Here is a 20,104-nt window from a genome sequence, read left to right as displayed (position 1 = left end):
TGATTCACTCTACGACTCGACGCCGATTGGTCTTTGCTATGGAAAAAAACGATGAAGAAGGCCGACCTGTACAGCCTGCAAGCCTTGCGTCTGTTGCGTGAGCAGCGCGCTGCCGCTCATCTTGGCGCTCAACGGGAGCGCTGCCGTGATAGCCACTCCGAGCTGGATCAGGCACGGGAAAAGTTACGCCTGCACCGGGAACAACTGGTTCAGGAGGCCGAGCAGGCGGTCAACCAGCTCAGCGAGGGCCTGTCGGTCAGCGAGTGGAAGGTCGTTCAGGAGCGCTTGAAGCAACTGCATGACGAACGCAAGGCATTGCAGGCCGATGCCGATAATGCGGTGTTGAACCTTGAGACTGAGGAGCAGGCACGCAAGCGGCTCAGGCAGGCGCACCTTGAACAGCTGAAAAAGGCCCGAGCCTGGCAGAACCTCGTCGAACAGCGCCTGCGCAACGATGCGCGGGCCAGTGAGCAGCGCGATGAGGCCGATCAGGCAGACCTGCCCGTCAAAGGATCCCCACCTGGAGACGAGCGATGACGGTGTGCGTACAGCCAATGCCTTCGCCTCCAGGCATTGGTTCAGTCCGAAGCCGACTTGCCCGGTTCGATGCTGATCTGCTGAGTTTGCATAACCTGTTGCATCGCCAGACAGCACCGTGGCGGATCGTTCTTGGGCAGCGCCCCATGCATGTGAGCCTGGCCAGCGAGGGGGGCGAGTGTCGCCGGCCGGTGAGGGTGGCAATCAGGTTCGGGCAGGCCTACTTCGAACTTGTCGTTCCGTCGCGTCTTTTCGAGCTGTCGGGGCTGGGCTGGCTGCCAGGTGCATCAGTCGATACCCAGACCGACACCTTGTTACTGGAGCAGGCCTGGCTGAGCTGGATCGAGCCTCTCGAAGCATTATCGGGCGAGCCTGTTCAGGTGCTCCCGTGGCCTGCACATCCGCTCGAAAATCCCCTCAGGCTCGCGTTGGAAGTGCGGCCTGATGAAGGGCAGGCACAGACGCTGGAAATACATTTGAATGCTGACAGCGCCCGGCACGTCATCGCGTTGCTCGACCGTAACGCCGTTACAAGATCGCAGCCGCTTGATGCATTGGTGCTCACGCTGAGTGTCGAGGCCGGGCAGGCACCATTAACCACCACAGAGCTGCACAGTCTGGTGCCGGGCGATGTGGTCATGCTCGACACCCTGGCCGACACGCAGGTGCTGCTGCGGCTGGGCAAGCGCTACCAGACGGTTGCCAGGCACCAGGGTGAAACCCTCGAATGGCTGGGGCCTCTGCGCACCGTCAGTGCCCATTACGTCTCCCACACTTTCAACAGGAACGATTCGATGAGTGAAATGAACGACGGTTCCGATCTGGATACTTCGCTGGATGAACTGCCGCTTACGCTGGTCTGCCAACTGGGCAGCGTTGAACTGACACTGGCGCAACTGCGCGAGATGGCGCCGGGTAGCCTGTTGCCGCTGGCCGGTTCGAGGCACGATGAGGTGGACCTGATGGTCAATGGCCGCCGTATAGGCCGTGGCGAGTTGGTGAGTATCGGCGACGGTCTGGGCGTGCGGCTGCTGGGTTTCACTGCCTTATGAACGGTTACCAGCCGAACCTGATCGAAATCATTCTGGTCGTCGCTACTATCGGCTTGATTCCACTGGCCGTCGTGACGCTGACGGGATTCATGAAGATATCCGTGGTGCTTTTTCTGATCCGCAATGCGCTGGGCGTGCAGCAGACGCCGCCCAATCTGGTGCTTTACGGCATTGCGCTGATTCTGTCGGTATACGTGACCACGCCGCTGATCGGTGACATGTACCGGGAGGTGCAAGGCCGCGATCTGAGCCTGCAGAATGTCCAGCAACTGGAGGAACTCGGCAGCGCCTTGCGCCCACCATTACAGGCGCACCTTTCGAAGTTCGCCAATGAAAGCGAACGCGGTTTTTTCGTCCAGGCCACTGAAACCATATGGTCGCCCGAGGCGCGAGCCGATCTGCGCGATGACGATCTTGTCGTGCTGATTCCGGCGTTCGTCAGCTCTGAACTGACCCGTGCCTTCGAGATCGGCTTTCTGCTCTATATCCCGTTTCTGGTCGTCGATCTGTTGGTCTCCAATGTGCTCATGGCGATGGGCATGTCGATGGTCTCGCCCACCTTGATTTCAATTCCGTTGAAGATTTTTCTGTTTGTGGCGCTCAGTGGCTGGTCACGACTCATGCACGGTCTGATCCTGAGCTACGGAGGCTGACGCTGTGGGCCAGGATGTTTTTCTCTCGCTGATGAACAAGGCGCTGATGACTGTCTTGCTGCTCTCAGCTCCGGCGTTGGTCGTGGCCATTGTCGTCGGCCTTAGTGTGGGGCTGTTACAGGCGCTGACCCAGATCCAGGACCAGACACTGCCGCAAGTGGTCAAGCTGGTAGCGGTATTGCTGGTGATCGTGTTTGTCGGACCGTTGCTGGCCGGGCAGGTGGCAGAGCTGGGCAATCAGGTGCTGGACAACTTTCCCTTGTGGACCCGATGAGTCGTCATGGGCGCTGATCTGACCAATGCGTTCATCGAAATCGCTTATCCGGTGATCAGTTCCGCATCGCTGGCAGCTTCGCGGGCGATGGGTGTGGTGATTATTACCCCGGCATTCAATCGTCTGGGCCTGACCGGCATGATCCGTGGCTGCGTGGCAGTGGCGATTTCGGTGCCGATGATCTTGCCGGTGTTCTCGGCGTTCACCTCTATGCCCGAGCACAGCGGTTTTTTCCTCGCGGGGCTGATGATCAAGGAGTTGCTGATCGGGCTGCTGATCGGCCTGTTGTTCGGCATACCGTTCTGGGCTGCCGAGGTGGCTGGCGAACTGATCGACCTGCAACGGGGTTCGACCATGGAGCAGCTGGTCGACCCTTTGGGGCAGGGGGAAGCGAGCGTGATGGCCACGCTGCTGACCGTCATGCTCATTACACTGTTTTTCATGTCGGGCGGCTTTATTCTGATGGTCGACGGTTACTACCACAGCTATCAGCTCTGGCCAGTTACCGAGTTCACGCCGTTGTTCAGCAGCGCCGCCCTGACCTCCATCCTGGCCATTCTCGACCAGGTGATGCGCATTGGTGTGCTGATGGTCGCGCCCTTACTGATTGCGATGCTGATCACTGATCTGATGCTCGCGTACTTGTCGCGCATGGCACCCAGCCTGCATATTTTTGACCTTTCACTGCCGGTCAAGAACCTGTTTTTTGCGCTGTTGATGGTGGTTTATATCGGGTTTCTGATTCCGGTCATGATTGACCAACTGGCGCAATTTCGAGGAACGGTGGAGGTTCTGAAAACGCTGGCCAGCGAGGGCCCGGGATGAGTGAGTCGAGCGAGGAAAAAAGCCAGCCGGCCTCGGACAAGAAGCTGCGCGATGCACGCAAGAAGGGGCAGGTTGCCAAGAGCCAGGACCTGGTGTCGGGTATGGTCATCCTGCTGTGTACCTTGTGCATCTCGGTGCTGCTGCCCAAGGCACGTGCGCAGGTCGAGGCACTGGTAGATCTGACTGCGCTGATCTATATCGAGCCGTTTGCAGAGGTCTGGCCACGGCTGCTCGATCACGCCGAGCAGATTGTCATCGGCATTACAGTGCCAGTGGTAGCCGTGACTGTCGGCGCGGTGATCCTGACTAACATCGTGACCATGCGCGGCGTGGTGTTTTCGATCGAGCCGATTCAGCCGGATATCAAACGTATCAACCCGACCGAGGGGTTCAAGCGCATTTTCGCCATGCGCAACCTGATCGAATTTCTGAAGGGTCTGGTCAAGGTTGTGTTACTGGCGCTGGCATTCTACGTCGTCGGCCGCCAGGCGCTTCAGGCCCTGATGGAGTCATCGCGATGCGGCGAAGGCTGTATCGAGTCGACGTTCTATCTGGCCCTCAAACCACTGGTATTCACCGTGCTTGCAGCGTTTCTGCTGGTCGGCGCGGTAGACGTGCTGATGCAACGCTGGCTGTTCGGCCGTGAAATGAAAATGAGCCATAGCGAGCAGAAACGCGAGCGCAAAGATATTGATGGCGACCCCATGATCAAGCGCGAACGCCAGCGTCAGCGTCGCGAAATGCAGGCACTGGCCACAAAGCTTGGGTTGGGGCGCGCCTCCTTGATGATTGGCGACAGCGGAGGTTGGGTGGTGGGCGTACGCTATGTGCGCGGTGAGACACCTGTGCCGATAGTGGTCTGTCGTGCCTCGTCACAGGATTCGAGCACCTTGCTGGCAGAGGCCTTGTCGCTGGGCATTGCCCGCTGGCCCGACGCAAGTCTCGCCGAAATGATCGCCCGGCGCAGCGTAGCTGGTGATCCGGTGCCGGAAAATACGTTTCAGGCAGTGGCCGACGCGCTGGTGGCGCAGCGGCTGATCTGACGCCTGACGCGGTGTTTCAATGTACCGCCGGGCAATGGCGAGGGGCTGGTGTACCAGGCGCGATTTTCAGCCGGTTGAGGTCGGCGTTGATGCGCCACGCCCAGAAATGTGTACCGTCCTGCCGAGCGATGTCCAGCGCCTGGGTCAGCATCTTGCGTACCTCTTCCAGCGCATGAATGTGTGGCTGACTGAGCATCAGCTGTGCCTTGACTCTCATGACCTCCGGCAAATACCAACGATCATGGTATTCAACAGCGTTGGTGTGAATTTCATCCAGCGTTTCCAGCGCAAGGGGTTCAAGCCGCAGCGCGGCCAGGCCTGATACGTACTCGGTGTGCAGCATCGAACACAGCGGCGTTTCCACATGGTTGCGTAGCCGTTGAAGGGCTTCTCCCAGCAATGGCACGCCTGCTGCCGGGTTGCCTTCACGGATCAGCAGGATACTCTCATAGCAACTGGTCAACTGACGCCAGATATGCAGCGGTTGCCGTTCGCTGCTTTTTTTAAGCACGTTCAGAAAGTGACGTGTCTTGTGCAGCGTGCCTGCAATCAGCGTTGCGGGTATCGCACTGATGGCCAAGGTATACCAGAGCGTCGCGGGGTGACTCAGGGCAATGGCCTGCTTCACGTTGGTGTCCAGGGCAACCATCGCCTGGCCGGTATTGCCAACCAGCAACTGTACCTGGGCACGCAATGATTGTGCGGCAATTCGCTGGTCGAAATGCATGTCGATGATATGTGACGAAGCAGACCTTGAAGCGCCCAGAGCTTCTTCGATCGCCTGCCCGGCGGTTTTCATATCGCCCATGTAAAACGCGCTGGTGGCGCGCATTCGCCTGCCCAGCAACTGGCAGTCGGCGATTCTGTAATCCCTGCCCAGCGCGAGGAATCGCAAGGCTACCTCTTGAGCCTCGCGGTGCCTGTTGCTACAGGTGTGGTCGTTCCATTGGCCCCACAAAGCGCGCAGGCGATACTCGGAGTCGTTGAGCGCTTCGGCATCCTCACTGACCTGTTGCCAGACCTCGCGCATTTTCTGCCCGGCACCGTAGGTAAGCATCAAAATACTGCCGGACATGGTCAACAAGCGCATGCGCTGACGACGATCCATCTGCGCCTTTTCTTCGACGTGGCGCGGTGTACCGAGGCTGACCCAGTCCTGGTACTCGCGCACCAGCGACAGCCTGAGCCACAGGGGGGAGCTGCTCAGGGTCAGTTCTACACCAAGTTGTCGATCACCCGCGGCTGAAAAGGCCCAGGTCAGTGCTGCGCGAATGGTGTCGATCTCTGCGGCGTAGCGCTGGGTCCAGACGTCTTGTGTCAGCTGATCGAGATCGAGTCTGGCCTGGTTGAGCAGGCGCAGTGCCCACTGGGCGTGGGCCCGGCACAAACGCGGCACATCATCGAGCTGAACGAGCTTGTCATGGGCATACAGGCGCGTGGTTTCCAACAGTCGAAAGCGCTTGCCCTGGCTGTGGTCAAAGGTTCCGAGCAGGGATTTGTCGAGCAGGCTTTCCAGCATCGGTAGCGTCATGCGTACATCCGGCAAGCCGATATTGACGATTGCCATGACGCCATCAAGCGTGAATGAGCCATTGAAAATGGACAGTTGACGCAGGAGTGCCTGCTCGTGCTCGGTGAGCATGCCGTAGGTCCAGTCCAGCGTGGCGCTTAGCGAACGCTGACGCGGTAACGCGGTGCGCAGTCCGGTCATCTGCAAGCGAAAACTGCCGTCCAGCAGCCCGACCAGATCGGCAATGCCGAATGTCCTGACGCGTGCAGCGGCCAGCTCGATTGCCAACGGATTGCCGTCCAGTTTGCGGCAGATGGCTGCGACCGCTTCGGTATCGCTGTCAGTCAACACAAATGCGGGGTCCTGCTCTCGGGCACGTGTGACAAACAGTTCCACACCCGAGTAGGCAATGGCAGTCTCGGCGCTGATAGTCTGGTTTTCGTCCGGTACTTGCAGGGGGCTGAGTTCATGCAGCCATTCGCCTTGTACGCGTAAGGGCTCACGGCTGGTGACCACTACGCAGCAAAGTGGGGCATTGGCCAATAATGCTTCTACGGCAGAGGCGGTTTCATCAAGTACATGCTCGCAGTTGTCCAGTACCAGCAATTGCGGCCGCTTTGCCAGTGAGGGCGGGATGTCACGCAGCGGCTGTTCGTTTTCAGTGCTTAAACCCAGGGCGAAGGCAATCCTGCCCACGACAGGCTGAGCGCAGGTGACCGGCGTCAGGTCGACGAACGCGGTGCTCAACGAGGCATGTGCAGCCAGGCTATCTGCCAGCGCCAGCGCCACGGTGGTCTTGCCCACACCGCCAGGACCGGTCAAGGTCAGCAAGCGACGCTTCAGCGTCAGTTCATGCAACTGCCGGATCAGCGCGTCACGGCCCAGCACCTGGCGCTTTATCGCCGGTGCCGCAGCAAATGTGTCCTTTGTAGGTGTAGGTGTAGGTGCAGGTATAGGTGCAGGTAGCGCAGAAGCGGTTGCTGGTTGCACGCTCACCGGTGCGCTGAATCGATAACCCCTGCCTGGCACGGTGACGATATAAGTGAAATCGTCCTGCTCTTCCAGCGCTCTGCGCAACGTCACGATCTGCGCGCGCAGGTTGCATTCTTCCACCACTGCCTTTGGCCAGGCCAGTGTCAGCAATTCGGCCTTTTCCAGCAGTTCGCCGGGGCGTGTTGCGAATGCCACCAGCAGAGACATGGCGCGACTGCCCAGCGGTACCGGCTGCGAGTGCCTGAACAACAGCTGCTGCTGAGGGTGCAGCACAAAAGAGCCGAAGCGGATAGCTTCCTGCCCCTGGAGAGCGTCACGTGTTCTGATATCGACCGTTGTACCCGGGCCGCCTGTTTCAAAATCCATGCTTAGACCTGTATCAGAAGTAACAGCTGTGCTACCGCACCTTGCAGGAGCATGAGGTATTGATCTGTAAACGTTTTTTTTTTTGATCTGCTTACATCCCGTAACGTCAGCTCGATGAGCTTGACGCGCCTGCTCGGGTGGGACGCTGAATCTTAATTAGCTGATGTGACCGTTTAGTTAGACATGCATAAACCACGCCCGTAGTAATGGACACCATTTGCCGGTCAACCCGAGTACCGTCTGTCGACTGATCGATAATTTTCTACAACCCTCATAAAGCGTCTCGGTGAGTTCGACGACTTCGAGCCCTGGACCGTTGAGATATTCATGCGAAAAACCGGCAATGTGCTGTATTGACCGTGCCTTCAAGGCTGTATGACTTGTCAGCGTGTCATCAGAACTAAACCGTCTTGTTACCCGTAACACGTTGCGTAATGAGCGCGCTGAGACAACTGTTCGAGGTAACTTTCCGGTCTGTGTCATCCCTTCTTAACGCAAGTCCGATTTAATCGAGTGTGATAGCGGATGCCTGGTCTTTGATCAGGTCCCGTGCCTCTGCCTTTTAGTCAGGCCCAGCTCGCACCAGTCTGACTCATGGCGCAGCTCGTTCTTTTGCGCGGGCAGCAGTTGTCGCTGTGATTTTTCTGGTGACCAATGGAAGGATAAAGACAATGACCTCCGTCAGCAAAATCACCACTGAAAAGCCAAAAGACCCGGTAGACGCCAAGGCCTGGGAGCAGGCCGTGCAGCAGTCCAGGGATGCCGGTATCCAGTGGGAGTTACCTTCAGATGACAAGCGCTCTGCACAGGAAATAATTGACGACAACCCGTTGCTCAAAAGTCTGGGCGGACGAGGCGACCGTGGCGAAGCCAAAGAGAACCTGATCGCTCAGGTGGGCGATTACACCAAGGATTCGAGCGCCGCATTCCGGGCTGTGCAGCTGCTTGAACACATTGAGACTTTTGACGCCAATGGTAACCGTCTGGCCAGCAACGACATCGGCAATAATCGCATCGACGGGTATACCAGCAGCAGCGACGCGAAGCATGGCAGCGAAGCTGGTCGTTTGAAGGATTTCGGCAAGTTCGGTTTTTCCAGTCTGAAAGGCAAACTGCATGAGGTGCGATCTCCGGCTGACGACCCTGCCATCCGTGAGCAGGCCGAGAAACTGGGCATTCAGTGGGAGCGACCGAAAGGCGACGAGCGCGACGCGCAGACCATAATCGACAGCGACCCGTTGTTGAAGAATCTGGGTAACCAGAGTGACGTCAAGGACATGCTCAAGGAACAGGTCGGCGATTTCGAGCGTGATGCCGACGCAGCCTATCGCGCGACCCAGGTGCTGGCTCACATCGAACAGTTCGATGGCAACGGCGTGCGGATTGTCGGTAGCGATGTAGCGAACGGCAGCATCAACGGTTTCACCAAAAGTGGCGAGGCGAAGAACGGTACTGAAGCCGGTCGCCTGCAGGACTTTGGCAAGGGCGGGTTTGCAAGCCTCAAGGGCGAGATGACCAATGTGTCATCAGTGGGTGACAACAAGGAAGCACGTGAACAGGCCGAGAAACTCGGTTTTTTGTGGGAGTTGCCCAAGGATGACAAGCGTTCGGCCGCAGAGATCATCGACGCTAATCCGTTATTGACGAATCTGGGCAACCAGAGCGGCGTCAAGGACATGCTCAAGGAGCGGGTCGGCGATTTCGAAAAAGATGCCAATGCCGCGTTTCGTGCGGCCCAGGTGCTTGATCGGGTGACCCTGTACAACGAGAAGGGCGAGGCTCAGTCAGGTGGCCAGGTGTTCAACAGCAGCATTGATGGCTTCACCAAGGGCGCCGAGGCAAAGCATGGCACCGAGGCCGGACGGTTGCAGGATTTTGGCAAGCTGGGCTTCGCTGCGCTGCCCGAGCTGAAAAAGACCGAGGAGATCGGTAGTTACAAGGATTTTCTCAAGGCCAACCCTGACGCCGATGAGGCTTCAAAGCAGATCGCTAGATATGCGGCGATCATCGACGAAAATTACGACGCGATCAAAGGCAAGACCGGCTCTTCGGATTTCAACGCTGAAGCACTGACAGTCTACAAAGAGAAAAACCCTCAGTTGAGTGACGAGGTCAAGGAAGCGTTGGACTTCTGGTCGCAACCCGGTGCCTTTGCGTTGCTCGACAATGCGAAGAGTCCCCTGGAGCAGGGCACAGATGGCAAGGCCAGCCGCGGTGACATTCAGGCCTTCATCAAGACATCTTCGCCGAAGGACGTCGGGGCGGTAGGTACATTGCTGGAAGCCGTTGCCGAGGGCAATCTGCTGGACAAGGTCAACACCGACCCGCTCAACAAGGATGTGTTCGATAACCCGCAAAATTACAGCGCAGAGCAGAAGGCTGCAGTACTTCAAGAACTCAAGGCTGCACAGAGTCTGATCGTGCAGGGCAGCGGTGCCGGGATGTGGAAGGACGACAAATCCAAGGTCCAGATCGCCAACAATGTACGCAGTCATCCCGATGCCCAGAAGCTGCTCGATGATGTCAACAAACATATAACGATGCTTGAAAAGGATGCCGCAGTAGTCAAGTTCTATAACGAGAATGCCACCAGCGAGGCAAGCAAGGTGCTGGAAGGCAGCGACGGGCTCAAGCGCGCGCTGCAAAGTACTTACGACAACGATATCAAGACCGGTGCTGCGCTGGACAAGCTGTGGGACGCCAATACCAAGGATGGCAAGACCGACCAGCAGACAGCGCTTGCTCAGTTCTACAGCTCGGCGCAAAGCGTTCAGGGCGCGCTGGGTTTCAGCAAACCGGGCGAAATTCAGGAAGCAGTGCAGAAATCCTCGCATAACAAGGACTTCGAGGCCTTCTATGAAAAATCGCTGGTGTCCGGTGAGCGCCTCAAAGAGCTGTTGAAAACTGAAAGCTTTGAAGTGGCGACCAGCCAGTTCAGCATGGAAGTGGCGATGTACAACGCCGCGCTGAACCCAGAGTTCACGGGTAAATACGACGACAAGCTGACAGAGAACTACACCGCGATTGCTCAGGAGAACGTCTTCAACGATGCCAGCTTCGAGGACCTGAAAAAAGCGTTCGGCAAGGAAGGCAGTGAAGCGCTGGATGAGGAGAAGGTCAAGGCGCTGATCGACGAGATCAGCAAGAGCAACCCCGAACTGCTGATGAATGCCGATGGCAAACCCGCTACGTCTGACCAGATTCTTGGCGTTTTCAGGGGCAATTGGGATTTGCTGCGTCAGGGCACCAAGTCCATTTCCGAGCTGGGCCTGTTCAGCGATAACTCGTCGATAAAGGCCGCTTCCGGTGCCGGTGTCCTGCATGGCGTCAGCGGCCTGTTCATGGCCGGTATCACCATCGCCAAAGGCGCAAATGGCGCGGGGGCCCTGACTGATCGGCAAATTGTCGACATCACTACCGGTTCGGTACAAAGCGCAACGTTGCTGGTCGAGGGCGGCATCAAGAACGTCACGACCATGTTCAAGGACATCAAGGACGTACTGGAACCGGACGTTTACAAGGACATCACGACTAACCTGTCGAAATTGGAAAACGCCGCGAAGGGGCTCGGTGGACTTGCCGGTGTGGCTGCGGGTGCTTACGGCATCTTTGATGGGGTGAAGTCGATCAGAAGAGGCGAGCTGGTTGCCGGTGGCATGAGCATCACTGCCGGATCTCTCGGCGCTATGGCAGGTCTGGCATCCGCAGCTGAAGGCGCTGCGGGCGTTCTGCAACTGACGGGCAGCGTGGTCCGTGCCTTGCCGCTGCTCGCTGGCAGCCTTGGTATTGCCGCAGCCGGCGTGGGCGCTCTGGCGTTGCTGATTCCCGGTCTGATCGAGGAGGGCAAGCAGGAAACGCGCGTTGACCGCTTCTCCGATCACCTCAGGGACTACCTGACCCAGTACGAGATCGACGGCGTCGAGAACGGCGACATCTATGATGTGCCGGACAGCGAGTGGCCGGGCCCAGAGGAAACCACGATCGCTTCGTGATGTGAACAGGCTGGGGCAACCCGGCCTGTTTTTTATGCGAATCCCTGTCTGCTTCAATCAGTTTTTCATTTCGGCCTCACACATTTCAAACATCTGGAGCCTGATCATGGCGACATTCGCGCTCTGCGAAACACGCCTCCATTGATCATCCAGGTAGACACGATGAACAAACTGCCCCAGATAACTCTGGCGTTCTGGATCATGAAAATCTGCGCGACCACACTTGGCGAAACGGCGGGCGACTTATTGTCGATGACGCTTGATGTCGGGTATGCGATCAGCTCTCTGATACTGATAAGCCTGTTTGTAGCCACGCTCGTGACACAGCTCGCCGCAAAACGTTATCACCCGATGCTTTACTGGTTGGTCATTCTTTCCACCAGTACTGCAGGCACCACTATGTCGGACTTCATGGACCGGACACTCGGGCTTGGCTACGCGACGGGTTCTGCAATCCTGATTACCCTGCTGATGGCCATTTTTTGCGCGTGGTATGTCAGCGAGAAATCGTTGTCGGTAGACAGAGTCTCGACGCTGAAAGGTGAGCTTTTTTACTGGTTCGCGATTCTCATCTCCAACACGCTGGGCACAGCGCTCGGCGATTACCTGGCCGACGACTCGGGGCTCGGCTTTGCCGGAGGTGCGGTGCTGATCGGTTCTGCGATAGCGTTAGTCGTTGTCCTGCATTTCACCACCAGACTGTCCTCGATCATGCTTTTCTGGATAGCCTTTGTGTTGACGAGGCCATTCGGGGCGACGTTTGGCGATGTGCTGACCAAGCCCTACGAGAAGGGCGGGCTGGATTTCGGCACGGTAGGGTCGTCCGCCGTGTTGCTCGCGGTGTTGCTGGTGCTGGTGGGGGTGGCGACTTACCGCGAGCGTAAACCTTCGCCAGCCGATAACAGGCTGATTGAGAACGGACCTGGTCAGGCCTGAAGCAGTTCGCTCAAGGCCTCATTCAACTGCTCTGCACTGAACGGTTTGGCGACGCAGCGCCGGTCAACCCATACCTCGGGGATGCCCAGTCGCCCATACCCGGAGCAAAACATGAAGGGTATGCCGCGATGGGCAATGGCCGCTGCTATCGGGAACGAGTTACCACCGATGATATTGATATCCAGAATGGCCAGGTCGTAATCGCCGTTGCGCGCGTATTCAATGCCTTGGCCAAGCGAACTGGCATGGTAAGCGGTCGCGAACCCCAGGTCCTCAAGCATCATCTCCATGAGCATTGCGAGCATTGTCTCGTCCTCGACCAGGAGCACTTTGGGGAGCAAGGTCTGGTCGTCTGATTCTGAACTCATAAGCTGCTTTCCGGTTTGTCTGGCCAGGGAATCAGCATCGACCAGATGATGCCTGTGCTGGCGAACCGAATGTCGGCCTTGCCTTTGAGTTCCCGCTCGATACTCGGTGTATCAAGCGAAAGCCAAAGCCTTTTACTGTGCTTGCGGCAACGGGCGCGCCGCCCGTTTCCTTCCATTCAATCTTCAGCGTGGGAGGGTTGTGCCCGGCATCCAGGGTGGAGCTCACCGTCACCTGGCCTGCCGTTGATGAAAGTGCACCATGCTGCACCGCGTTAGTCATCAGTTCGTGCAGAACCATTGAGAGCGTCAATGAAAAACGCGGCTCCAGAGTGACCGGATCGCCTGTGAAGCTGATCTTGTGCGTCCCTGCGTTTACCGCTTGAAGCTGCTCGATCAGGTCGACCAGTTCAGTGGATATCCACTCTGCCCGCGCCAGGGCATCATGCGCCTGGCTCAGTGCAAACAGACGTGCATCGAAGCTTTTGCGAAAAGACTCCAGTGAGGCAGAGCTGTTGACCGTGAGGGAGGCGATGGCCTGAACGGTTGCCAGGGTGTTTTTAACCCGATGGTTCAGTTCGTTCAGCAGCCCCGCGCGGGTCAGGCGATCTTCCAGTTGCTGGCGCTCCAGTTTGATGGAGATCGATTGCGCCAGTCGATGAGTCGTGCCGCTCTGTTTTAAAAACGTCGCCTCGCCAACGATATCCTGCCCCTGATGCATAGGCAGCGTGAAGGTAAATACACTTCCTGAATCGAGTGAGCTTTCGGCCCACAAGCGCCCACCGTGGGCGGTGATAATACCCTGGCATATATAAAGACCCAGGCCGTTGCCTCGCGGGTTGCCTTCCTTGACAGACCAATAGCGCTGGAAAATATAGGGCAAGTGTTCCGCCGGGATACCTATCCCGTCATCACTGACCTTGAACAGGACTTCATTTTCACTGGCGACCGCATCGATGTTGATTCGGCCACCTTTGGTAGTGAACTTGATGGCGTTACCGACCAGATTGGAAAGCACCTGAAAGATTCGCTCCGGATCCGCATTGATGACCAGGCCCTGCGCGGCGGTGCAATTGAGCTCGATATTCTTTTCAGTGGTCAGCATGACCAGAAGGCTGCACGCCTCTTCAAGCAGGCTGGTGACACCCAGCGGCAAGCGCGAAAGCTGATAACGGCCAGCTTCTATCTGTGCGGTATCGAGCAAGTCTTCAAGAAGACTGTTCATGCGGGTTGTCGCTTTCTCGATGGTGCCCAGTGCGCGCCGGATGTTGCGGTTTTCAGCGTGCGTATCGCCGATTGCCCATCGCTGCATCATGCCGCACTGCATGATGATGATCGACATCGGGTTGCGCAGGTCATGGGACACCACCGCGACCAGTTCATCGCGCAAACGCACCGCCTCCTTTTCGCGCTGGACCTGGCGCTCCAGGTCGTTCTCCAGGGCTGAGCGGCGGATGTCTTCGGCACCATAAAGATCGCCCCGCGACCAGGGGCTGGCGATGCCTGTCACCTGCTGTTCCCACACGTCGAAGGACTGTCTTGGGTGCAGGCGATGGGGTGCGGAGCCCTCCGGGCTGGTACTCATATGATGGGCCGGATTACCGCTCCAGTTCATTGTCGAGGTGAGTTGGGCACGAAACCACATGACCGCGTTATCAATCGGCTTGGGCAATGTAAAGGCTATGACGCCGCTCGCGACGTCTCTGTAGGCGGCGCTTTCGGGATACTCCTTGTGCATGGAGTTGGTATGAAAAACGCCCAGCCCCTGCAAGCCTGTCGCGCGCTGCGCCGACTGCTGGCGTGCCAGGCCTGTGTCCCGAATCCAGAGGTACAGCGCTTGCACCTGCTCGGTGGTAGGGCACACGCCGAACAGGTGAACCCGGTCGTCAATCAGAACCGCAGCACCGTCTGCCAGCGTCAAGGACTGAAGCAGCTCGGGTCGACTCACCAGTCCGTCGAGGATGTCATGGTCGGCACGACTCATTGCATCTGCCAGTTGCCCGAGCAGGGCAACTTTCTCTTCCCGTCCGCGCCGGATATCCGTTGCGACAATTGCGGAAATTTTCACCGACAACAGTTGCCCGATCATTGCACAGGCATCGCGCAGCTCTCTGGGCACCAGCAGCGGTTCAGAATGCCCGCAGGCAACAAGGCCCCAGAGTTCGCCGCCGTCCAGCAGCGAGATGCTCATCGATGAGCGCACGCCCATGTTCTTGAGGTATTCGCAGTGAACAGGGGACACGCTACGCAGCGTCGAGAAGCCCAGATCGAGTGGCTGACCTGTTGCCGGTCGCAGTGTTGGTATCAGGGGGACCGGAACGTAGGTTGCGTCTGGAATCACCCGAATCCAGTTCAGACGATACAGCTCTCGCGCCTGGGCAGGAATATCCGAGCCTGGGAAGTTCAAACCACTGTAACTGGGTAGTAGCCCGGTCAACGCCTGAGCAACGACTTTGCCATGCCCCTCGGGCTCGAACCGATAAATCATCACCCGCTCATAACCGGTAAGTGCCTGAATCTCGTGAACACTGATATCGAACAGTGTTTCCAGCGTGGTCGCTGCCTGCAGGTTGCGCAACACACGGGTAATGATTCTGGACTGTTCGTGGCCGGCTTCGATGAAGGGTTCCAGGTCGATAATCAGCACGTCATCGGTACGGTGCAGCGAAGCACTGTAGTGAGCGCTTCCCAGCGTCAGTCGTATCGGATCAATGTGTGGGATAGCAGGGTGGTGGTACGCATTTTCGATAATTGTCGCCTGCTCGGGCGATAACAGTACTGACAGAGGCCTGCCCAGCAACGCCTCGCTGTCCAGCCCGAGCTCGTTTGCGCAGTTGGCGCTGACTTGCTCGATACACAGCGGATTGCCTGCAACGCTGAGTAATACGCCATGGGGCTGAATTGCGCCGGGGACCCGAATCGGTTCACTGGCACACTCGGCGAGCGCAGCTTCAAGCGCTGCATCAGGACTTGCATCCAGAATGGGCTCGATCATTTGCGTGAACTCCATAGGGTATTTCAACCGGAAACAGCCTGCCGCCTCCTTGGTACGACATGCAGTCGTCAGGCACAAAGAGCGAGTCGGACAGGTTTTTGTCAGCCGCAACAAGACTTTGAACGGCCAGCGGTCCGGGTGGACAGCGCAAGAAAATGCGAGGTTGCCGCGAAGGTGCGGCGTGGAGACCTGAATAAGGCAGCCCTGCTGATGCAAGCCAGAGAGTGTAGGAAGCTTGCCACCATAACAGGTGGCAAGAGGATGCGTGGTTTTAACTGTGTTTTCGGCCAGCAGGTGCCAATTACAAAAAAAGCCCCGCCAGACATTGTCTGGCGGGGCTTTGCTTCAAGCTGTGAAAGCCTTAGAGCGCCATGTCACTGGCTGGATTGCTTTTCGCTGGCTGGGCAGCAGGTGCAGGTGTTGGAGCATTACCTGTCTTGTTCACCGGCGGCGGTGGAGTCAGTTGCAGGACTTCGGCTGTGTAAGCCCATTCTTCGGCAACGCGATCCGGGTTGTTGTTCAGCTTGGTGCCGTAGCTAGGCACGATCTGGCGCAGCTTTGCCTGCCATTCCGGAGTCGCTACCTTGTCCTTGAAGACCTTCTCAAGCACGCCCAGCATGATCGGCGCTGCAGTCGAAGCGCCTGGCGATGCGCCCAGCAGACCGGCGATGGAGCCGTCCTTGGAAGCAACGATTTCGGTACCCAGCTTCAGAACGCCGCCTTTTTCTTCGTCACGCTTGATGATCTGTACGCGCTGACCGGCTTGCATCAGGCGCCAGTCTTCTTTCTTGGCGTTCGGGAAGTACTGCTGCAGAGCAGCGAAGCGATCATCGTCAGACATCATTACCTGACCTGCCAGGTATTCGATCAGCGGGTACTGTTCGATACCAACGCGAGTCATCGGCCACACGTTGTGAGTGGTGGTGCTGGTCAGCAGATCGAAGTAAGAACCGTTTTTCAGGAACTTGGTCGAGAAGGTCGCGAACGGGCCAAACAGGATTACGCGCTTGCCATCCAGAACACGGGTGTCCAGGTGGGGAACCGACATGGGTGGCGCGCCAGTCGACGCGATACCGTAGGCCTTGCCCATGTGCTGCATGGCCAGAGTCTGGTTGTCGGTCACAAGCCACGAACCGCCGACCGGGAAGCCGCCGTATTCCTTGGCTTCAGGAATACCGGATTCCTGCAGCAGGTGCAGGGCAGCACCGCCAGCGCCGATGAACAGGAACTTGGTGTCGGTCTCGGTAACAGTGCCGTCTTTCAGGTTCTTGTACTTGACGCGCCAAGTGCCGTCGTCGTTGTGATTGATGTCTTCGACTTCGCTCGACAGCTGCAGGTTGAAGTTGGACTTGGCTTTCAGGTTGCCGACGAACTGGCGAGTGATCTCGCCGAAGTTGACGTCGGTGCCGATCGGGCTCCAGGTCACGGCCAGCTTCTGCGCCGGGTCACGACCTTCCATCATCAATGGAACCCACTTCTTGATCTGCTCGTGGTCTTCGGAGTACTGCATGCCGCTGAACAGCGGGCTGGCCTGCAATGCTGCGTAACGCTTGCGCAGGAACTGGATGTTGTTGTCGCCCCACACAAAGCTCATGTGCGGCGTGGAGTTGATGAACGAACGCGGGTTCTTCAGAACGCCGGTCTTGACCTGCCACGACCAGAACTGACGGGAAATCTGGAACGCTTCGTTGATCTCGATGGCCTTGGAGATGTCAACGTTGCCGTTCTTGTCTTCCGGGGTGTAGTTCAGCTCGGCCAGGGCCGAGTGGCCGGTACCAGCGTTGTTCCAGCCGTTGGAGCTTTCTTCGGCCACGCCATCGAGGCGCTCGACCATTTCCATCGACCAGCTCGGCTCCAGCTCGTTGAGCCAGACCGCAAGCGTTGCACTCATGATGCCGCCGCCGACGAGCAATACGTCGACTTTCTTGGTTTCAGCCGCCTGCACGGGCATCAGGCCCATGGAAATGGCCAGACCCAGCAGGGCCGTGTTCACTTTTTTAAACATTCTGTCATCCATCTGATAAACGCCATCCGCCGACTACTCCTGAAGAAACGGCCTGTCACATGCATCGAAGCCTGCGACAAACGCTCGCACCCACAGGGACTAGAGGTGGACATACAAGGCCAATATAATACCGCTCGAGACCTCAATTTATGTCCTGCAGCGCTGACTTCTTATCATCATTGGATTCAGCGTCATGAGTGACATTTGCTCTGTTGATGTGCGGCGGCGCCCGGGAATGTTCTCCCCTCGGCACCCTCCAGAAAACACACCCGGTCAGCTTGTTCACGGAGTCTGAGACGCCGCATCGGGGCATGAAGGCACGCCTGATGTGCAATTTAATGCACGCGTGCTGCGACATTCCCAAGGTGGCATACCGGCAAAGACGCGGCATTTTCGCATAATGTGCACCTCGGTTGCGAGATGCCATCATCAAATCGGGCGCGAATGCCTTGATTTAGACGCTTCACAGCGTGCCCCCCCTCTATATCGTCGTTTATGCTCGGGTCTTTAGCCGCCTGCCAGAAAAGTGGCAATCCGCCGGTCTTACCCCGTCGCCCGCATACATTTTTACCTGCCGCACTGCATTCATGAGCCAGTTTCACAAGGGTTTGTGGATTTGCCTGGCTAATCAGCATCCCGACCACCTGCTAGTGTCAACACACGGCTGTGGTGTGAGGTGGCCGTAATCTCCGGATACAGACGCCCGTCAAACAGTTGGAACTTTACCATCGCTGGCCAGTTAAACACTTAACCGGTGATAGCGTTTTGGCTCTGATCACCCATAAAAGCCCGATGAAAGATCAAGGCAGCACGCCGTCGAGCAGGAGTACGCCCAGGCCGCTGACCAGACAATAACGCCCGTCGCTTTACAGCAGCGTCGGCTATTACCGAGTGACCCTGATGAGTGAACCCAAGAAGCACAAGGATTCTGCTGTGGACAGCAGTGCCGTGCAGCCCTCGCGCCGAAACTTTTTGAAGTTCGGTGCTTCCGGCATTGCTGCGGCCACGCTGTCTACCTGGATTCCCGCCGACGGCATGCTGCAGGCAGCCCCGGTGGCTCCTGTAATCGAAGACAGTGACGCGCCCGCAGCGGGCGAGCAGCGCATCCAGTTGAAGGTCAATGGCCAGGTTCATACCCTGAACGTTCCGGCCAACGCCGTTCTGCTCGACGTGCTGCGTGACCGCATGCAACTGACGGGCACCAAAAAAGGCTGCGACCATGGCCAGTGCGGAGCTTGCACGCTGTTGGTCAATGGCGTGGCGATCAATTCCTGCCTGTCCATTGCCGTCCAGCATCAGGGCGACAGCATCACCACCATCGAAGGCCTGGCCGACAACGGCAAGCTGCACCCGGTACAGGAAGCTTTCTGGGAGCACGATGCCTATCAATGCGGTTATTGCACGTCCGGACAGATCATGAGCGCGGTCGCGATTCTCCAGGACCCGAACATCCCTTCCGATGACGCCAGCGTCAGAGAAGCCATGAGCGGCAATATCTGCCGCTGCGGTGCCTACAAGAACATTCTGTCGGCCGTGCAGTCTGCGCGTTTGAAAATGGGAGGGGCTGCCTGATGCAAACGTTCGATTACGCTCGGGCTGCATCGCCCGCGCAGGCATTCAGCACTGCGTCGGGTGAGGGGCAGCGCTTCTATCTGGCAGGTGGCACCACGTTGCTTGATCTGGTCAAGCTGGATGTGATGCAACCGCAGCAACTGGTGGACATCAATCATCTGCCGCTAAAACAGGTCGAGTCGTTGCCCGATGGGCGTCTGCGCATCGGCGCGCTGGTGAGCAACACTGATCTGGCCAGGCATTCACTGGTACAGCAGCGCTATCCGGTGTTGGCCGAAGCGATTCTGGCAGGTGCTTCGACCCAGTTGCGCAACAAGGCCACCACCGCCGGCAATGTCATGCAGCGGGTGCGCTGCCCGTATTTTCGCGATGGTATTTCAGCCTGTAACAAGCGCCAGCCGGGCTCCGGGTGTGCGGCTATCGGCGGCATGAACCGCAGTGTGCATGCGGTGCTGGGCACCAGCGATCACTGCATTGCCACGCATCCTTCGGACATGTGCGTCGGCATGGCGGTCATCGGCGGGCAGGTTACCGTTCAGGGTGCCAATGGCTCGCGGAACATTCCTTTTGCCGACTTTCATCTGCTGCCCGGTGATACGCCGCAGCGCGAACATGCCCTGGCACCCCATGAGCTCATCACCCATGTGACCCTCGACGCGCCGCTGTCAGGCAGCCGCTCGTCTTACCTGAAGCTGCGCGACCGTACCTCTTACCAGTTCGCTCTGGCGTCCAGTGCGGTAATTCTGGTGATGGACGGCAAACGTATTACCGATGCGCGTATCGCGCTGGGTGGCGTGGGCACCAAGCCATGGCGGGCGGTGGAAGCTGAACGCGCACTGATCGGTCAGCGTGCTGACATGGACACCTTTGCGCGGGTCGCAGCGCTGGCCATGAAGGGCTCCCGTGCCTATGAACATAACGCCTTCAAGATCCCGCTGGGTCAGCAGGTCATCGTCCGCAATCTTCGTGACCTCACGGCGTAGGAA

Annotated in this window: 13 protein-coding genes and 1 pseudogene; 10 read left to right on the top strand and 4 right to left on the bottom strand. The window is 57.9% G+C overall.

What is annotated here, in order from left to right; genetic code table 11:
• Positions 1–51: 51 nt before the first annotated feature.
• From RGM3321_RS11715 to RGM3321_RS11690, 6 genes are read left to right on the top strand one after another with little or no spacing between them, the layout of a single operon-like run.
• On the top strand, positions 52–537 hold the full coding sequence (locus RGM3321_RS11715) for a hypothetical protein (RefSeq protein ID WP_244393178.1): 486 nt from the start codon (positions 52–54) through the stop codon (positions 535–537).
• The gene (gene sctQ / locus RGM3321_RS11710) at positions 534–1,589 is read left to right on the top strand and encodes a type III secretion system cytoplasmic ring protein SctQ (protein WP_244393177.1); all 1,056 of its coding nucleotides are present in this window, start codon (positions 534–536) and stop codon (positions 1,587–1,589) included. Before RGM3321_RS11715 ends, sctQ begins: the two co-directional genes overlap by 4 nt.
• Positions 1,586–2,242, top strand: a complete 657-nt coding sequence (gene sctR / locus RGM3321_RS11705; protein WP_004658168.1) for a type III secretion system export apparatus subunit SctR — start codon at positions 1,586–1,588, stop codon at positions 2,240–2,242. The genes sctQ and sctR overlap by 4 nt, the downstream gene beginning before the upstream one ends.
• A gap of 4 nt (positions 2,243–2,246) precedes the next feature.
• Entirely contained in the window at positions 2,247–2,516 is a 270-nt protein-coding gene (locus RGM3321_RS11700; RefSeq protein ID WP_004665006.1) for a flagellar biosynthetic protein FliQ, read from the top strand.
• A 6-nt stretch (positions 2,517–2,522) separates the two neighbouring features.
• Positions 2,523–3,341, top strand: coding sequence for a type III secretion system export apparatus subunit SctT (sctT, locus tag RGM3321_RS11695; RefSeq protein WP_244393176.1), 819 nt, complete (start codon positions 2,523–2,525; stop codon positions 3,339–3,341).
• Positions 3,338–4,384: an EscU/YscU/HrcU family type III secretion system export apparatus switch protein gene (locus tag RGM3321_RS11690; protein ID WP_244393175.1), complete on the top strand. Its 1,047-nt coding sequence runs from the start codon at positions 3,338–3,340 to the stop codon at positions 4,382–4,384. Before sctT ends, RGM3321_RS11690 begins: the two co-directional genes overlap by 4 nt.
• A 16-nt stretch (positions 4,385–4,400) precedes the next feature.
• Here the strand turns inward: RGM3321_RS11690 and RGM3321_RS11685 are convergent, their stop codons facing one another.
• Positions 4,401–7,253, bottom strand: coding sequence for a winged helix-turn-helix domain-containing protein (locus RGM3321_RS11685; protein WP_244393174.1), 2,853 nt, complete (start codon positions 7,251–7,253; stop codon positions 4,401–4,403).
• Positions 7,254–7,924: 671 nt separating this feature from the next.
• Between RGM3321_RS11685 and RGM3321_RS11680 the strand changes: the two genes are divergently transcribed.
• On the top strand, positions 7,925–11,245 hold the full coding sequence (locus RGM3321_RS11680; RefSeq protein WP_244393173.1) for a type III effector HrpK domain-containing protein: 3,321 nt from the start codon (positions 7,925–7,927) through the stop codon (positions 11,243–11,245).
• A 162-nt stretch (positions 11,246–11,407) separates the two neighbouring features.
• Positions 11,408–12,181: a hypothetical protein gene (locus RGM3321_RS11675; protein WP_244393172.1), complete on the top strand. Its 774-nt coding sequence runs from the start codon at positions 11,408–11,410 to the stop codon at positions 12,179–12,181.
• Here the strand turns inward: RGM3321_RS11675 and RGM3321_RS11670 are convergent.
• The 3 genes and pseudogenes from RGM3321_RS11670 to mqo form a co-directional block, all read right to left on the bottom strand.
• Positions 12,172–12,549, bottom strand: a complete 378-nt coding sequence (locus RGM3321_RS11670) for a response regulator (protein ID WP_244393171.1) — start codon at positions 12,547–12,549, stop codon at positions 12,172–12,174. The two genes, RGM3321_RS11675 and RGM3321_RS11670, sit on opposite strands and share 10 nt — an antisense overlap.
• Positions 12,546–15,541 (bottom strand): annotated as a pseudogene (locus tag RGM3321_RS11665) (ATP-binding protein). Before RGM3321_RS11665 ends, RGM3321_RS11670 begins: the two are co-directional and overlap by 4 nt.
• Before the next feature lie 361 nt (positions 15,542–15,902).
• A complete protein-coding gene (mqo, locus tag RGM3321_RS11660) occupies positions 15,903–17,546 on the bottom strand; it encodes a malate dehydrogenase (quinone) (protein ID WP_244393170.1) in 1,644 nt (547 codons plus the stop codon).
• Between the two features lie 900 nt (positions 17,547–18,446).
• Between mqo and RGM3321_RS11655 the strand changes: the two genes are divergently transcribed.
• Together RGM3321_RS11655 and RGM3321_RS11650 are read left to right on the top strand one after the other, a co-directional pair.
• The gene (locus tag RGM3321_RS11655; protein ID WP_244393169.1) at positions 18,447–19,118 is read left to right on the top strand and encodes a (2Fe-2S)-binding protein; all 672 of its coding nucleotides are present in this window, start codon (positions 18,447–18,449) and stop codon (positions 19,116–19,118) included.
• Positions 19,118–20,101 (top strand): xanthine dehydrogenase family protein subunit M, encoded by a 984-nt coding sequence (locus tag RGM3321_RS11650; protein WP_244393168.1) that lies wholly within the window; start codon positions 19,118–19,120, stop codon positions 20,099–20,101. The genes RGM3321_RS11655 and RGM3321_RS11650 overlap by 1 nt, the downstream gene beginning before the upstream one ends.
• Positions 20,102–20,104 lie beyond the last annotated feature (3 nt).

The organism is Pseudomonas sp. RGM 3321, assembly GCF_022836805.1.
Classification (GTDB): Bacteria; Pseudomonadota; Gammaproteobacteria; order Pseudomonadales; family Pseudomonadaceae; genus Aquipseudomonas.
Note: the sequence above shows the minus strand (reverse complement) of the source record. Positions and strands in the feature narration are given on the sequence as shown.

Coding starts and splice junctions, on each gene's coding strand:
- RGM3321_RS11715 (WP_244393178.1), top strand. CDS start 52: ATGAAGAAGGCCGACCTGTACAGCCTGCAAGCCTTGCGTCTGTTGCGT.
- RGM3321_RS11685 (WP_244393174.1), bottom strand. CDS start 7,253: ATGGATTTTGAAACAGGCGGCCCGGGTACAACGGTCGATATCAGAACA.
- RGM3321_RS11670 (WP_244393171.1), bottom strand. CDS start 12,549: ATGAGTTCAGAATCAGACGACCAGACCTTGCTCCCCAAAGTGCTCCTG.
- mqo (WP_244393170.1), bottom strand. CDS start 17,546: ATGTTTAAAAAAGTGAACACGGCCCTGCTGGGTCTGGCCATTTCCATG.
- sctQ (WP_244393177.1), top strand. CDS start 534: ATGACGGTGTGCGTACAGCCAATGCCTTCGCCTCCAGGCATTGGTTCA.
- sctT (WP_244393176.1), top strand. CDS start 2,523: ATGGGCGCTGATCTGACCAATGCGTTCATCGAAATCGCTTATCCGGTG.
- sctR (WP_004658168.1), top strand. CDS start 1,586: ATGAACGGTTACCAGCCGAACCTGATCGAAATCATTCTGGTCGTCGCT.
- RGM3321_RS11680 (WP_244393173.1), top strand. CDS start 7,925: ATGACCTCCGTCAGCAAAATCACCACTGAAAAGCCAAAAGACCCGGTA.
- RGM3321_RS11655 (WP_244393169.1), top strand. CDS start 18,447: ATGAGTGAACCCAAGAAGCACAAGGATTCTGCTGTGGACAGCAGTGCC.
- RGM3321_RS11675 (WP_244393172.1), top strand. CDS start 11,408: ATGAACAAACTGCCCCAGATAACTCTGGCGTTCTGGATCATGAAAATC.
- RGM3321_RS11650 (WP_244393168.1), top strand. CDS start 19,118: ATGCAAACGTTCGATTACGCTCGGGCTGCATCGCCCGCGCAGGCATTC.
- RGM3321_RS11690 (WP_244393175.1), top strand. CDS start 3,338: ATGAGTGAGTCGAGCGAGGAAAAAAGCCAGCCGGCCTCGGACAAGAAG.